At 65.3% G+C, this 14,429-nt stretch carries 14 protein-coding genes and 1 tRNA gene; 8 read left to right on the plus strand and 7 right to left on the minus strand.

What is annotated here, in order from left to right:
* Position 1 precedes the first annotated feature (1 nt).
* On the plus strand, positions 2-1,315 hold the full coding sequence (locus O6P39_RS25015; RefSeq protein ID WP_275609060.1) for a S41 family peptidase: 1,314 nt from the start codon (positions 2-4) through the stop codon (positions 1,313-1,315).
* A 3-nt stretch (positions 1,316-1,318) separates the two neighbouring features.
* Positions 1,319-2,104, plus strand: coding sequence for a divergent polysaccharide deacetylase family protein (locus O6P39_RS25020; protein ID WP_275609061.1), 786 nt, complete (start codon positions 1,319-1,321; stop codon positions 2,102-2,104).
* 121 nt (positions 2,105-2,225) lie between these two features.
* On the opposite strand, the gene O6P39_RS25025 is transcribed toward O6P39_RS25020, so the two are convergent.
* From O6P39_RS25025 to hisB, 7 genes are all read right to left on the minus strand, one after another.
* Positions 2,226-2,981, minus strand: a complete 756-nt coding sequence (locus O6P39_RS25025; protein ID WP_275612029.1) for an ABC transporter substrate-binding protein — start codon at positions 2,979-2,981, stop codon at positions 2,226-2,228.
* Positions 2,982-3,133: 152 nt separating this feature from the next.
* Positions 3,134-3,889 (minus strand): ABC transporter substrate-binding protein, encoded by a 756-nt coding sequence (locus O6P39_RS25030; RefSeq protein WP_275612030.1) that lies wholly within the window; start codon positions 3,887-3,889, stop codon positions 3,134-3,136.
* Between the two features lie 211 nt (positions 3,890-4,100).
* Entirely contained in the window at positions 4,101-4,871 is a 771-nt protein-coding gene (gene hisF, locus O6P39_RS25035) for an imidazole glycerol phosphate synthase subunit HisF (protein WP_275609062.1), read from the minus strand.
* Positions 4,872-4,894: 23 nt separating this feature from the next.
* A complete protein-coding gene (hisA, locus tag O6P39_RS25040) occupies positions 4,895-5,632 on the minus strand; it encodes a 1-(5-phosphoribosyl)-5-[(5-phosphoribosylamino)methylideneamino]imidazole-4-carboxamide isomerase (protein ID WP_043256078.1) in 738 nt (245 codons plus the stop codon).
* A gap of 41 nt (positions 5,633-5,673) precedes the next feature.
* Positions 5,674-5,934, minus strand: a complete 261-nt coding sequence (locus O6P39_RS25045; protein ID WP_275609063.1) for a DUF2164 domain-containing protein — start codon at positions 5,932-5,934, stop codon at positions 5,674-5,676.
* A 3-nt stretch (positions 5,935-5,937) separates the two neighbouring features.
* Positions 5,938-6,576 (minus strand): imidazole glycerol phosphate synthase subunit HisH, encoded by a 639-nt coding sequence (gene hisH, locus O6P39_RS25050; RefSeq protein WP_275609064.1) that lies wholly within the window; start codon positions 6,574-6,576, stop codon positions 5,938-5,940.
* Positions 6,576-7,169, minus strand: a complete 594-nt coding sequence (gene hisB, locus O6P39_RS25055; RefSeq protein WP_152226950.1) for an imidazoleglycerol-phosphate dehydratase HisB — start codon at positions 7,167-7,169, stop codon at positions 6,576-6,578. Before hisB ends, hisH begins: the two co-directional genes overlap by 1 nt.
* 150 nt (positions 7,170-7,319) lie before the next feature.
* Between hisB and O6P39_RS25060 the strand changes: the two genes are divergently transcribed.
* The 6 genes from O6P39_RS25060 to O6P39_RS25085 all read left to right on the plus strand — a co-directional run bounded on the left by O6P39_RS25060 (position 7,320) and on the right by O6P39_RS25085 (position 14,174).
* Entirely contained in the window at positions 7,320-7,718 is a 399-nt protein-coding gene (locus O6P39_RS25060; protein WP_275609065.1) for an acetyl-CoA sensor PanZ family protein, read from the plus strand.
* Positions 7,719-7,893: 175 nt separating this feature from the next.
* Positions 7,894-10,125, plus strand: a complete 2,232-nt coding sequence (locus O6P39_RS25065) for an AsmA family protein (RefSeq protein ID WP_275609066.1) — start codon at positions 7,894-7,896, stop codon at positions 10,123-10,125.
* The gene (gene mutY / locus O6P39_RS25070) at positions 10,122-11,189 is read left to right on the plus strand and encodes an A/G-specific adenine glycosylase (protein WP_275609067.1); all 1,068 of its coding nucleotides are present in this window, start codon (positions 10,122-10,124) and stop codon (positions 11,187-11,189) included. The genes O6P39_RS25065 and mutY overlap by 4 nt, the downstream gene beginning before the upstream one ends.
* Positions 11,186-11,458: an oxidative damage protection protein gene (locus tag O6P39_RS25075; protein WP_015479334.1), complete on the plus strand. Its 273-nt coding sequence runs from the start codon at positions 11,186-11,188 to the stop codon at positions 11,456-11,458. The genes mutY and O6P39_RS25075 overlap by 4 nt, the downstream gene beginning before the upstream one ends.
* Before the next feature lie 78 nt (positions 11,459-11,536).
* Positions 11,537-11,612: transfer RNA gene (locus O6P39_RS25080), tRNA-Phe, on the plus strand.
* Positions 11,613-11,843: 231 nt separating this feature from the next.
* Entirely contained in the window at positions 11,844-14,174 is a 2,331-nt protein-coding gene (locus tag O6P39_RS25085) for an LTA synthase family protein (RefSeq protein ID WP_275609068.1), read from the plus strand.
* Positions 14,175-14,429: the final 255 nt, after the last annotated feature.

Genomic DNA, 14,429 nt, shown 5'->3' on the forward strand with positions numbered 1-14,429 from the left:
CATGTCGCAAGCTTTCCGTCTCACCACCCTGGCCCTGGCCCTGCTGCTCGGCGTCGGTGCGGCACAGGCCGCCGACGCACCGGCCGCAGCCGCCCCTGCGGCCAACGGCAAGGAGGCTCCGCTGCCGCTCGATGAGCTGCGCACCTTCGCCGAGGTCCTGGACCGGGTGAAGGCCGCCTACGTCGAGCCGGTGGACGACAAGACCCTGCTGGAGAACGCCATCAAGGGCATGCTCAGCAATCTCGACCCGCACTCGGCCTACCTCGGCCCGGAAGAGTTCGCCGAGCTGCAGGAAAGCACCAGCGGCGAGTTCGGCGGCCTGGGCATCGAGGTCGGCAGCGAAGACGGCTTCGTCAAGGTGATCTCGCCGATCGACGACACCCCCGCGGCCAAGGCCGGCATCCAGCCGGGCGACCTGATCGTCAAGATCGACGGCAAGCCGACCAAGGGCCAGTCGATGAACGAGGCAGTGGACAGCATGCGCGGCAAGGCAGGCTCGCCGATCACCCTGACCATCGTGCGCGGCGGCGGCAAGCCGTTCGACGTCGAACTCAAGCGCGCCATCATCAAGGTCAAGAGCGTGCGCAGCCAGATGCTCGAACCGGGCTACGGCTACCTGCGCATCACCCAGTTCCAGGTCAACACCGGCGAGGAAACCGTCAAGGCGCTGACCAGCCTGCGCAAGGAGAACAACGGCCGGCTCAAGGGCGTGGTGCTGGACCTGCGCAACAACCCCGGCGGCGTGCTGCAGTCGGCGGTGGAAGTGGCCGACGCCTTCCTCACCAAGGGGCTGATCGTCTATACCAAGGGCCGCATCCCGAACTCCGAGCTACGCTTCTCGGCCGATCCGTCCGACCCGTCCGACGCCGTACCGCTGGTGGTACTGATCAACGGCGGCAGCGCCTCGGCGGCGGAAATCGTCGCCGGCGCCCTGCAGGACCAGAAGCGCGCGATCCTCATGGGTACCGACAGCTTCGGCAAGGGCTCGGTACAGACCGTGCTGCCGCTGAACAACGACCGCGCCCTGAAGCTCACCACCGCGCTGTACTACACCCCCAACGGCCGCTCCATCCAGGCCCAGGGCATCACCCCGGACATCGAGGTGGAACGCGCCAAGGTCACCCGCGAGCAGAGCGAGTTCGACGGTTTCAAGGAAGCCGACCTGCAGGGTCACCTGGCCAACGGCAACGGCGGCAAGGACCGCCCCACCGCTGCAGGCAAGCGCCCGGAAGACCGTCCGCAGGAAAGCGACTACCAGCTCGGCCAGGCCCTCAGCCTGCTGAAAGGGCTCAGCGTCAGCCGCGGCAACAACTGAGCCATGCGCTGGGCCCGGCTGCTGCTCGGCCTCGGCCTTGGCGCGCTGCTGTACCAGCCGGCGGTGGCGGCGCCGCCAGCACCGGCTGGCGCCAGGCCGCTGGTCAGTATCGTCATCGACGACCTCGGGCAGAACCTGGCGCGCGATCGCCAGGTGCTCGAACTTTCCCCCGCCATCGCACTGGCGATCATCCCCGACACGCCCCACGCCGCCGAACTGGCCCGCGAAGCGCACAAGCTGGGGCGCACCGTGATGCTGCACATGCCCATGGACCCGGCCGGCGGCGAGTTCGCCTGGCGTCCGGAACTGAGCCAGGAGGAACGCGCCCGCCGGCTCGACGCGGCGCTGGCGCGGGTGCCCTACGCCCAGGGCCTGAACAACCATGAAGGCAGCCGCATGACCGCCGACCGCCCGGCCATGGCCTGGCTGGCCGCGGAGCTGCAGCGCCGTCACCTGTTCCTGCTCGACAGCCGCACCAGCGCCGCCACCGTGGCCGCCGCCGAGGCGCAGAAGATCGGTCTCGCCAGCCTGTCGCGGGACGTGTTCCTGGATGACGATCCGAGCGAAGCGGCGTTGATGGAGCAGATGCAGCGCGGCCTGAAACTGGCGCGCAAGCAAGGCACGGTAGTGATGATCGGCCACCCGAAGCCGGCGACCCTGGCGGTGCTCAGGCGGGTGCTGCCCGGCCTCAAGGCACAGGGCTTCGAGCTGGTGCAGCCGTCGCTGATGATCGGCGAGCGCGCCAACCGCGCCATGCAGGGGCATGGGCGGGATGGGACGTACCGGTAAACGACGAGAGGATGCGGTTCGCGAGCAAGCTCGCTCCTACGAAAAGCAGGCTCGCTGCTCTCTGTAGGAGCGAGCTTGCTCGCGAACATCCGGAATCCAGGCGGCGACCGCCCGGCCTTCCTTACAGGTAGTTATTGGTCGCCTGCTCGATGAAGCCATCCGCGCGCATCTCGTCCAGCGCCTTCTGCAGCTTCGCCACCACCTCGTCCGGCGTGTCCTTGTTGATCGCCAGGTACAACTGCGCCTCGTTGAAGCGCAGCACGGTCTGCAGGCCGGATACGCCTTCCTGCTTGGCCAGGTAGCGGCCAACCGGATCGGTGGTAGCCCACAGATCGATCTCGCCGGTGGTCAGCTTCTTCACGTTTTCCTGATCGCGCAGCGCGTTGACCACCGGGATGCCCTGGCTCTCCAGGTTCTGGCTGACGGCGTCATTCTTGTAGGCACCGAGCTTGTACTTGGCGGCGTCCTTGAGGTCCTTGACCTTGATCGAGCTGCCCTGCGGCGCCAGCAGCACCCAGCTGGTCTTGGCGATCGGCCCGACCCACTTGAACAGCGGTACGCGCTCGGGGGTGTAAGTGGTGGAGAACAGCCCATAGTCGGGCTTGTCCAGGGCCAGCTTGTACAGTCGATCCCAGGGAAAACGCAGGCTCAGGCTGTACTGGATGCCAGCGCGCTTGAACATCTCGCGGACGATATCGGCGCTGATACCGTCGATGCCTTCGTCGCGGGCAAAGTTCTTATCGTCCACCGCCATATTGAAAGGCGGGAAGTTCTCGGTGAGCAGCACCATCTTGTAATCGGCGGGCAACTCGGCGCGGGCCGTGGCGGCCCCCAACAGCAGACCCAGGGTCAGGGTCTTGATCAGGACTTTCAGCATGGTCATACCGCTCGCTTGGTTATCATTATTGGGCTTGCGGCATCCCTGCAGAGGGGACGGAATACTTCGCTCGTCTGCCTTCCGTGGCAAAACCGGCGCCGAGGGATGTCGGCGCCAAACGCAAAGGCCGGCGAGTGGCCGGCCTTCGGGTGTTACAGGTAACTGTTGAGCACGTCGTCGACGAAGCCTTCGGCGCGCATCTTGTCCAGCGCGGCTTGCAGCTTCTGCACCACCTCATCCGGTGTCTCGCGATTCAGCGCCAGGAACAACTGGTCGCTGTTGAAACGCAGCACCGTCTTCAGACCGGAAATCCCCACCTGCTTGGCCAGGTAGCGCCCCGCAGGATCCCCGCTCGCCCACAGGTCGATCTGGCCTTCCTGCAGCTTGCCGGCGTTCTCCTGGTCGCGCAGCGCCAGCACCGGTTCGAAACCATGCTTGGCCAGGTACTCGGCCATGGCGTCGCCCTTGTAGGCGCCGACGCGGTACTTCTTGGCCTCTTCCAGGTTGTTCAGGGTGATCTGGCTGTCGCCCTTGGCCAGCAGGACCCAGTCGTCCGGGCCGATCGGACCGACCCACTTGAACAGGTTCTCCCGCTCCGGCAGGCGAGCCGTGACGAATACCCCGTAGCCGGGCTTCTCCAGCGCCAGCTTGTAGATACGGTCCCAGGGGAAGCGCAGGGTCAGGCTGTAGGAGACGCCGGCACGCTTGTACATCTCCTTGACGATGTCGACGGCGATCCCGTCGATGTTGTCTTCCTGGGCGAAGTTCTTGCCGTTGATGGCCATGTTGTACGGCGGGAAGTTCTCGGTCAGCAGCACCATGCTGTAGCCGGAGCCATCCGTTTCCGCCTTTGCCGCGCTGGCCAGCAGCAGGCCGCAGCCAATCCATGCAAGCAGAATGCGCTTCAGCATCTGGTAATTCCTGAGTGGGACAATTCTGAGAAGGCGCAGAGCTTACTCGGAGTATTGACGCCAAGAAACCCTACACAGATGGCAATCACACATCCAAACGCCATCACCTCGACCAGCGGTATCGAACACTCTGGATTCGGTGGCGAAAGGGCCTGAGACGACAGGACGCAGGCCCTCGAGGGCCGGGAGAGCCCCGGCCCGGAAGGGATCAGCGAACGACGATGCCGCGGCTGGCCAGATAGGCCTTGGCCTCCGGCACGCTGTACTCGCCGAAGTGGAAGATGCTGGCGGCCAGCACCGCATCCGCCTTGCCTTCGATGATGCCGTCGGCCAGGTGCTGCAGGTTGCCGACGCCGCCGGAGGCGATTACTGGAACGTTCACCGCCTCGCTGATGGCGCGGGTCACGCCCAGGTCGTAGCCGCTCTTCACACCGTCCTGGTCCATGCTGGTCAGCAGGATTTCACCGGCGCCCAGGCCTTCCATCTTCTTCGCCCACTCCACCGCATCGAGCCCGGTGGGCTTGCGGCCGCCGTGGGTAAAGATCTCCCAGCGCGGCACTTCGCCGGGGCCCGACACTTTCTTCGCGTCGATGGCGACCACGATGCACTGCGAGCCAAAGCGCGCAGCGGCTTCGCCGACGAACTCGGGGGTGAACACCGCGGCGGTGTTGATCGAGACCTTGTCCGCACCGGCATTGAGCAGGTTACGGATGTCCTGCACGGTACGCACGCCACCGCCCACGGTCAGCGGGATGAACACCTGGCTGGCCATGCGCTCGACGGTGTGCAGGGTGGTGTCGCGGCCATCGACGCTGGCGGTGATGTCGAGGAAGGTGATTTCGTCCGCGCCCTGCTCGTCGTAGCGGCGGGCGATTTCCACCGGGTCGCCGGCGTCGCGGATGTTCTCGAACTTGACGCCCTTCACCACGCGGCCGTTGTCCACGTCGAGGCAGGGGATGATGCGTTTAGCCAGTGCCATATCAGGGTTCCCCGTGGTTCAGCTCAGCCCTTGAAGGCGTCGCACAGTGCCTGGGCCTCGGCGACGTCCAGGGTGCCTTCGTAGATCGCGCGGCCAGTGATGGCGCCGACGATGCCCGGCGTGCGGGCGTCCAGCAGCTTCTGGATGTCGCCCAGGTTGTGGATGCCGCCCGAAGCGATCACCGGAATGCGCGTGGCGTTGGCCAGGGCGGCGGTGGCTTCGACGTTGCAGCCCTGCATCATGCCGTCCTTGGAGATGTCCGTGTAGACGATGGCGGAGACGCCGTCGGCCTCGAAGCGCTTGGCCAGGTCGATCACCTGCACTTCGCTCACCTCGGCCCAGCCGTCGGTGGCGACGAAGCCGTCCTTCGCGTCGAGGCCGACGATCACTTTGCCCGGGAAGGCGCGGCAGGCTTCGCCGACGAACTCCGGCTGCTTGACCGCCTTGGTACCGATGATCACGTAGCTGACGCCTGCACGCACGTAGTGCTCGATGGTTTCCAGCGAGCGGATGCCGCCGCCGATCTGGATCGGCAGGTTCGGGTAGCGCTTGGCGATGGCGGTGACCACTTCACCGTTGACCGGCTTGCCCTCGAAGGCGCCGTTCAGGTCCACCAGGTGCAGGCGACGGCAGCCGCCCTCCACCCATTTGGCGGCCATGGATACCGGGTCGTCGGAGAACACCGTGGCGTCTTCCATCAGGCCCTGGCGCAGGCGCACGCAGGCGCCGTCTTTCAGATCGATTGCGGGGATGATCAGCATGGGTTGAACCTGCTCGAATCCAAAGATGAATGGGGTCGGGGTCAGCTCTTCTCGAGCGCCCACAAGTCGCTTTCGATGCTCTCGAACCGGTCTTTCAGGTGAGATTGCACGTCGAAGATCGCCTTGTTGTAGAACAGCGGGCCGAACTCGCGCATGAAGAAATCCAGCGCCTCTTCGGCCTCAAAGGAGCCCACGTCCAGCTCGAAGCGGTCTTCGAGAAAACGCTGGATGGCCCGCGCCGCGCTCTGGCGCTGGGCGCCATCGAGTTCGAGGATCACGGGCTTGTCCTTCTGGCGGGCCATGGCTTACCAGCGTCCGTCCCAGGCGGCGAAGTTCTGCAGCAGCTGCAGGCCGTGGGTGTGGCTCTTCTCCGGGTGGAACTGCACGGCGAAGCGCGAACCGTCAGCCAAAGCGGCAGCGAAATCACGCCCGTAATGGCCGCGACCGACCACCTGGCGCGGGTTGCCCGCCTCGATGTAGTAGCTGTGCACGAAATAGAAGCGCGCGTTGTTCGGGATGTCGTGCCACAACGGGTGGTCGACGCTCTGCGCCACTTCGTTCCAGCCCATGTGCGGCACCTTCAGGTGCTCGCCGTCCTCGTGCAGGTCCTTGCCGAAGAAGCGCACCTTGCCGGGGAACAGGCCGATGCAGTCGACGCCGTCGTTCTCTTCGCTGTGCTCCAGCAGCGCCTGCATGCCGACACAGATGCCGAGAAACGGACGGTCCTGGCTGACTTCACGCACCAGGCTGTCGAAGCCCAGGCGCTTGATCTCAGCCATGCAGTCGCGGATCGCGCCGACGCCGGGGAAGACCACACGGTCGGCCTCGCGGATCACATTGGCGTCGCTGGTCACCAGCACACGCCCGGCACCCACGCGCTCCAGCGCCTTGGACACCGAGTGCAGGTTGCCCATGCCGTAGTCGATGACGGCTACCGTCTGCATCACAGGCACCCTTTAGTGGACGGCATCTGGCCGGCCATGCGCTCGTCCAGCTCGATGGCCATGCGCAGCGCGCGGCCGAAGGCCTTGAACACGGTCTCGATCTGGTGGTGGGTGTTGTGGCCGCGCAGGTTGTCGATGTGCAGGGTCACCTGGGCGTGATTGACGAAGCCCTGGAAGAACTCCATGAACAGGTCGACGTCGAAGCCACCGACGCTGGCGCGGGTGAACGGCACGTGCATCTGCAGCCCCGGGCGGCCGGAGAAGTCGATGACCACGCGCGACAGCGCCTCGTCCAGCGGCACGTAGGCATGGCCGTAGCGGCGGATGCCCTTCTTGTCGCCGATGGCCTTGGCAAAGGCCTGACCGAGGGTGATGCCGATGTCCTCAACGGTATGATGGTCGTCGATATGCAGGTCGCCCTTGCACTCGATGTCCAGGTCGATCAGGCCGTGGCGGGCTATCTGGTCCATCATGTGCTCGAGGAAGGGAACCCCGGTATCGAAGCGGGCCTTGCCCGTTCCATCCAGGTCGATGGAAACCTTGATCTGGGTTTCCAGGGTGTCGCGCGCGACGGATGCCTTGCGTTCGGCCATCACCAGCTCCACAGCTAACACTGCACGTAATTATAAGAAGGGGCAGCATTATAGGCGCGCCAGGCCCGGCGCGGCTATGGGCGGTGGTCGGCGCTGGCCGATCGACAGCACTTTTCCCTACACTGCCGGACCGCCACCGAGGAATCGCCCATGCCCGTCATCGTCCAGCACCTGACCCAGCCCAGCGACCAGGACCGCCAGGATCTGCTGAAGATCTACGCCGACGCCCCGGACTGGCTGCTGGCGCCCTTCGCCAACGCCGAGGAGCTGGTGGATCACGGCCTGCGCGAAGGCCTGCTGCAGACCGGCCGCTTCAACGACCGCCTGCTGGGCGCCGCCTGGATCGAGCGCAACGCCGACACCTGGAACCTCTCACGCCTGTGCGTACGCAAGGTTACCCGCGGACGCGGCGTGGCCCGGCGCCTGCTGGAGGAAGCCCAGCGCCTGGCCATCCTGCAAGGCGCTGCGCTGCGCTTGAGCGCGCCGGCCGACCAACCGGACGCCGCGGCCTTCGCCGAACGCCTCGGGCTTACCCTGCTGCCAGCCTGAGCCGGGCGAGCCCCATTACTGCGACCGGTTCGGCAGCAGCGACACTCCGGGGAACCGTGCGCCGACCGTCCGTTCAAACCTGGAAGTTCCTGCATCTTTTCCCCCATCTGAGGCGCGGGTGTGACGTTGATATACTTTTCCGTTACCCCACCCGCCGCCTGAACAAGGACCCGTCATGAAAGCGTTCGGCAAAATCCTCGGCATCGTTGTCCTGGGCCTGCTGTTGCTCCTCGTCGCAGCTGGCTTCGTGCTGACCCACTTCTTCAACCCGAACGACTACAAGGACGAAATCCGCCAACTGGCCCGCGACAAGGCCAACGTCGAGCTGAACCTCAAGGGCGACATCGGCTGGAGCCTGTTCCCCTGGCTGGGCCTGGAACTGCACGACACCAGCGTCGCTACCCTGCAGGCCCCTAACCAGCCCTTCGCCGACGTGCAACTGCTGGGCATGTCGGTGCGGGTGTTGCCGCTGCTGCGCAAGGAGCTGCAGATGAGCGACATCCGCGTCGAAGGCCTGAACCTGAGCCTGAACCGCGACAAGAACGGCGCCGGCAACTGGGAAAACATCGGCAAGCCCCTCCAGCCGGCCGGCGGCACACCCGCCACCGCGCAGCCGGCGCCCGCGCCCAGCGAACCGGCCAAGCCGGCCGCCGCCGAAACGCACCAGGCGATGAAGCTCGACATCGACAGCCTGACGGTGAAGAACGCGCGCATCGACTACGCCGACGCGCAGAGCGGCAAGAACTACACGGCCGAGGGCATCGAGCTGACCACTGGCGCCATCCGCGAGGGCAGCAACATCCCGGTCAAGTTCAGCGCCTACCTGGGCAGTAACCAGCCGGTGATCCGCGCCCGCACCGAACTGACCGGCAACCTGCGCTTCGACCGCGCCCTCAAGCGCTATCAACTGGAAGACACCAAGCTGTCCGGCGAAGTCTCCGGTGATCCGCTGCAGGGCAAGACCGCCAACTACAGCGCCCAGGGCCAGTTGATCCTCGACCAGGCCGCCCAGATCGCCGAGTGGAACGGTCTGAAGATCACCGTCAATCAGCTGCGCGCCCTCGGCGAGCTCAAGGCCCGCGAGCTGGACAAGGAGCCCAAGTTCGATGGCGGCCTGTCGCTGGCGCCGTTCAACCTGCGCGAATTCCTCAATGGTATTGGCCAGACCCTGCCGGAAATGGCCGACGCCAACACCCTGACCAAGCTGGAGCTGTCCACCCGCGTGGCCGGCACCCGCAACAGCCTGAATCTGGGTGACATCAAGCTGAAGCTCGACGACAGCAACTTCAGCGGCAACCTCGGCATCGCCGATTTCAGCAAGCAGGCCATCCGCGCCCAGCTGAACGGCGACCGCCTGGACCTCGACCGCTACCTGCCGGGCAAGGCTGCCAAGGCCCAGGAAGCCACCAGCGCCGCGCGCAAGGCTGAGGTCGAGGCCACCACCAGCAACGCCATCCAGGGCGACAGCCCGCTGCCCAACGCGCCAACCCAGCAGGCCTGGAGCGACGCCCCCATGCTGCCGGTCGCCAAACTGCGCACCCTCGACCTGGACGTCGCGCTCCAGCTTGCTCAGCTGACCCTCGACAAGCTGCCAATCGAGAACGCCAACCTCAAGCTGCGCGGCCAGGACGGCCTGCTCAACCTCGACGACATGCGCGGCGAACTCTACGACGGCAAGTTCAACGCCACCGCAAGCCTCGACGTACGCCAGGACGTGCCGCTGCTCAAGGCGCAGAAGCACATCGCTGACGTACCGGTGGACCGCCTGCTCGAATCCCAGGGCCAGAAGCCGCCGGTGAAAGGCCTGCTCGACCTGGACGCCGACATCACCACCCAGGGCCTCAGCCAGAAGGCCTGGATCAACAACCTCAACGGCACCGCGCACTTCGTCCTGACCCAAGGCGTGCTGCTCAACGCCAACCTGGAGCAGCAGCTGTGCCAGGGCATCGCCACCCTCAACCGCAAGGCGCTCGAAGGGCAACATGGCGGCAAGGACACACCGTTCCGCGAGCTACAGGGCAACCTGACCTTCCGCAATGGCGTGGCCAGCAACCCGGACCTGAAGGCGAGCATCCCCGGCCTGACCGTCAAGGGCGACGGCGACATCGACCTGCGCGTGCTGGGCATGGATTACCGCGTCGGTGTGATCATCGAAGGCGACAAGAGCGACATGCCCGACCCGGCCTGCCAGGTGAACAAACGCTACGTCGGCATCGAATGGCCGCTGCGCTGCCGCGGCCCGCTGGAACTGGGCGCCAAGGCCTGCCGCCTGGACAAGGACGGCCTCGGCAAGATCGCCGGACAACTGGCCGGGGAACGGCTGAACGAAAAACTCGAAGAGAAGTTCGGCGACAAGGTCAGTCCCGAGCTCAAAGACGCACTCAAAGGGCTGCTCAAGAAGAAATGACCCCAGAACGCTTCAACTCGGCGGTGCTCGACTGGTTCGACCGCCATGGCCGCCATGACCTGCCCTGGCAACAGGGCATCACGCCCTACCGGGTGTGGGTCTCGGAAATCATGCTGCAGCAGACCCAGGTCGCCACCGTGATGGGCTACTTCGACCGCTTCATGAGCGCCCTGCCGACGGTGGCGGACCTCGCTGCCGCGCCGGAAGACGAAGTGCTGCACCTGTGGACGGGTCTGGGCTACTACACCCGCGCCCGCAACCTGCACAAGACCGCGAAAATAGTGATGGAACGGCACGGCGGCGAATTCCCCCGCGACGCCGAGCAGCTCGCCGAGCTGCCGGGCATCGGCCGCTCCACCGCCGGCGCCATCGCCAGTATTTCCATGGGCCTGCGCGCCCCGATCCTCGACGGCAACGTCAAGCGCGTGCTGGCGCGCTACCTGGCCTGCGACGGCTATCCGGGCGAGCCGAAGGTAGCCAGGCAACTGTGGGACGCCGCCGAGCGCTTCACGCCGCATGCGCGGGTCAACCACTACACCCAGGCGATGATGGACCTGGGCGCCACCCTCTGCACTCGCAGCAAACCCAGCTGCCTGCTCTGCCCGCTGCGCGAGGGCTGCCGCGCTCACCTGCTGGGCCGCGAAGCCGACTTCCCGGTGCCCAAGCCGCGCAAGGAACTGCCGCGCAAGCGCACGCTGATGCCGATCCTGGCCAATCGCGAAGGCGACATCCTGCTCTACCGCCGTCCTTCGACCGGCCTCTGGGGCGGGCTGTGGAGCTTCCCCGAACTGGACGACCTGGCCGCCCTCGACCCACTGGCCCAACGCCACGCCCTGCGCCTGGGCGATCGCCGCGAGCTGCCCGGCCTGACCCACACCTTCAGCCATTTCCAGCTGGCCATCGAGCCCTGGTTGGTGCGCGTCGAGGACGCAGCCCCCGCCGTGGCCGAGGGCGACTGGCTCTGGTATAACCTCGCCACCCCGCCGCGGCTCGGCCTTGCCGCCCCGGTGAAGAAGCTGCTCAAACGAGCCGCCGACGTGTTGAATGCAGGAGAAATGTCATGACCCGACTGGTGATGTGCCGCAAGTACAAAGAAGAGCTGCCCGGCCTCGATCGCGCGCCCTACCCCGGAGCCAAGGGCCAGGACATCTACGAGCACGTCTCGAAGAAAGCCTGGGACGAATGGCAGAAGCACCAGACCATGCTGATCAACGAGCGCCGCCTGAACATGATGAACGCCGAGGATCGCAAGTTCCTCACCGCAGAGATGGACAAGTTCCTCAGTGGCGAGGAATACGCGCAGGCCGAGGGCTACGTCCCGCCCAGCGCGTAAGTTTCGGTATTATTTGAAAAATTTTTTCGCGGCACGCTTGACACCCTTTCCGAAAACCCTTTTAATGCGCGCCACGTTGCCCAGGTAGCTCAGTTGGTAGAGCAGGGGATTGAAAATCCCCGTGTCGGCGGTTCGATTCCGTCCCTGGGCACCAAGCCTTCCGAAAGCCCCTGAAATCGCGAGATTTCAGGGGCTTTTTCGTTTCCGCCCGCAAAAGTTCCTCCCCGCCCTGGCAGCGCCGCACGAATCGTGTCGAATGTTTGCCGATCTACACTGTCTACTGGCACGTAGCACGTTGTTCTTTCAGAATCATGACGAACCGGACGACTCCTGCCTTTTTGGCGAGATACCCTCCGGGAGTCCGATGTTTCATAGCGGAGTCACTGTGCGCGCACTCATTCGCTGGTGGAATTCACGGGGCAACCTGGCCACCCTGTCTGCCCTTTTCCTGCTGATCCCCCTGATTGGCCGCTACAGCCTTGGCTGGGGCACGCCGCAGGGCTATCTCTCCGACCTTGCGCTCGGCACGCTGCTGGTCGTGGCGCTGCACAGCCGACGACTGTTCATCGCCATTCCGGTGATGCTGGTCTGGGCGCTGTCGGTGATAGGCACCGCCGAGCTGGTCAGCGCCGTGGGCCGCATGCCCGCACCGGAAGACCTGCACTTCCTCGCCGATCCCACCTTCGTCGCCAACTCCACCGAAGGCGGCGGCCTGAATCACCAGCACCTGGCGATCGCCATCGGCATCGGCATCCTGCTCTGCGCCCTGCTCTGGCGCCGTCGCGAGCAGCCGCTGCCGCGCTACGCCTATGCGCTGCCGGCCGCACTGCTGGCCGGCCACTTCGGCCTGCAGTACTTCCAGCCCAGCGACGCGGAGATGTGGAAGCAGTTCAACCTGCCGCACCAACTGGTTTCCCGCGCCATCACCGGCGGCGAAATCGCCTACGAGGACTGGCGCGACCGCGACCTGCCGGAAGTCAGACCCGACGTCACCGGCCTGACCCAGCACGACCTCAATGGCACACCGCTGCTGACCGGCCGCGGCCAGGCGAAGAACGTACTGATCATCGCCATGGAAGGTATCCCCGGCGCCTATGTCGCCACCAACCGCGCCGCGCTGAGCAGCAGCTACGAAGAATCGATGATGCCCAAGCTCAGCACCTGGGCCGAGCGAGCGATGACCACCCCGGATTACGTGGTGCACAGCCACCAGACCATTCGCGGCCTCTACGCCATGCTCTGCGGCGACTACAGCAAGCTGGACAACGGCACGCCCAAGGGCGTCGAACTGCTGGGCAACCCGACCCGCGCCGCCGAATGCCTGCCGGCGCAGATGCACCAGGCCGGCTTCAGCACCCACTTCCTGCAGGGCGCCGGGCTGCGCTTCATGGCCAAGGACAAGGTCATGCCGGCCATGGGCTTCGACAAGACGCTGGGCCGCGACTGGTTCAAGAAGAAACCGTACCTGGAATTCGCCTGGGGCATGGACGACAAGGCCTTCTTCGAGGGTGCGCTGGACTACGTCGGCCAGCTGCGCCAGAAGAAGCAGCCGTGGATGCTCACCCTGCTGACCGTCGGCACCCACCAGCCCTATTCGGCCACCCCGGAATACCTGGCCAAGTACCCGACCCCGCGCCAGGCCGCCATTGCCTATCTGGATGACGCCGTGGATGCCTTCCTCAAGGGTCTGGAAGAGAAGGGCGTGCTCAAGGACACCCTGGTGATCGTCACCTCCGACGAGTCCCACGGCATCGACAATGTGCGTCTCGCCTCGGCCTGGGGCCTGAACCTGGTGTTCGCACCTGAGCAGGCCGCGCTGCCACCGGTGAAGGACGGTGTTTATGGCCATGTGGACCTGGAGTCGTCGGTCCTCGATTACTTCGCCATCAAGGCGCCGCAGGATATCGCCGGCCGCTCGCTGTTCCGCGAGTACGAGACAGGGCGGGAGATGGTCTCCTTCACCAATGGCATGCAGCGCTATCACGACGGCAAGAGCACCTTCATCGAGTGCGACTTCCAGCAGGTCTGCCGGCGCTACAAGAGCGATGGATTCATCGCCGACAGCGCCAAGTTCGAAGGCCGCTTCAGTGGCCGCGATGCCCGCCTGATGACCGCCCGCGCCGACATCCTCGACCAGTCGGTGGTCAACGCCCAGTCGACCCGCGAATACCAGTTCGCGACCAAGGAACGCATTCGCCTGAAGCCGCAGATCGACAATGAGTACACCGACAACCTGATTGGCGCCCAGTACCTGGAGTTCCCGGCCAACTCGCGCACCACGGTGAGCCTGAAGATTCGCGCCATCCAGATGGACGCCAACGGCGCCAAGGTCACGCTCAAGACTCGTTCCTTCGAGAAACCGGTCCCCATCCAGATACCGGAATTCCCTCTGGTGAAGCGCAACGAACCATTGGCGGTCAGCTTCTCTTTCGACAACGAGGAGGCACGCAAGGCGTTCTCCTTCCACCTGCTGGCCGAAGGCAAGGGCATCATCGAGATCACCGACTTCCACGTCACGACGCAACCACGCAAGTCGCCGATCAACGCCAGCGAGCCGGGCGCAAAAGGTCTGGCTGACGGCAAGGTGCTGCCGATTCCCCGCCTCTCCGGTCACCCGAACCTGATGGCCAGCCAGCCCCAGGAATCCGAGGATGACGTGACGCCGGCCGAGGTCATCAGCGATCCGTCACCGCAACTGCGCCAGCTGATGCAATGATCGAGACCGGCGGCCTCCAGGCCGCCGGTCTTTTCCGCCTCAGCGGAAGCTGGCACTATCGCGCCCCCGCGACGCAGTGCCCTCCCCCCGCGAGTTCAGCCCAAGCGACAACACACTGTGGCAATGCGACAACTTGCCGCTATCCCGAGGAACGGCGAGAGAAGAGCGCTTGGCGCCCCCTGGGACGCGTGTTAGCTTCCCCCTCGCCAGGATGGCCCCGATTCTGCAGTACCCCGCTGCGAGAGCGTCCTAATA

This window comes from Pseudomonas sp. PSE14 (genome assembly GCF_029203285.1).
Classification (GTDB): Bacteria; Pseudomonadota; Gammaproteobacteria; order Pseudomonadales; family Pseudomonadaceae; genus Pseudomonas.

Coding starts and splice junctions, on each gene's coding strand:
- O6P39_RS25015 (WP_275609060.1), top strand. CDS start 2: ATGTCGCAAGCTTTCCGTCTCACCACCCTGGCCCTGGCCCTGCTGCTC.
- O6P39_RS25020 (WP_275609061.1), top strand. CDS start 1,319: ATGCGCTGGGCCCGGCTGCTGCTCGGCCTCGGCCTTGGCGCGCTGCTG.
- O6P39_RS25025 (WP_275612029.1), bottom strand. CDS start 2,981: ATGCTGAAAGTCCTGATCAAGACCCTGACCCTGGGTCTGCTGTTGGGG.
- hisF (WP_275609062.1), bottom strand. CDS start 4,871: ATGGCACTGGCTAAACGCATCATCCCCTGCCTCGACGTGGACAACGGC.
- hisA (WP_043256078.1), bottom strand. CDS start 5,632: ATGCTGATCATCCCCGCAATCGATCTGAAAGACGGCGCCTGCGTGCGC.
- O6P39_RS25045 (WP_275609063.1), bottom strand. CDS start 5,934: ATGGCCCGCCAGAAGGACAAGCCCGTGATCCTCGAACTCGATGGCGCC.
- hisH (WP_275609064.1), bottom strand. CDS start 6,576: ATGCAGACGGTAGCCGTCATCGACTACGGCATGGGCAACCTGCACTCG.
- hisB (WP_152226950.1), bottom strand. CDS start 7,169: ATGGCCGAACGCAAGGCATCCGTCGCGCGCGACACCCTGGAAACCCAG.
- O6P39_RS25060 (WP_275609065.1), top strand. CDS start 7,320: ATGCCCGTCATCGTCCAGCACCTGACCCAGCCCAGCGACCAGGACCGC.
- O6P39_RS25065 (WP_275609066.1), top strand. CDS start 7,894: ATGAAAGCGTTCGGCAAAATCCTCGGCATCGTTGTCCTGGGCCTGCTG.
- mutY (WP_275609067.1), top strand. CDS start 10,122: ATGACCCCAGAACGCTTCAACTCGGCGGTGCTCGACTGGTTCGACCGC.
- O6P39_RS25075 (WP_015479334.1), top strand. CDS start 11,186: ATGACCCGACTGGTGATGTGCCGCAAGTACAAAGAAGAGCTGCCCGGC.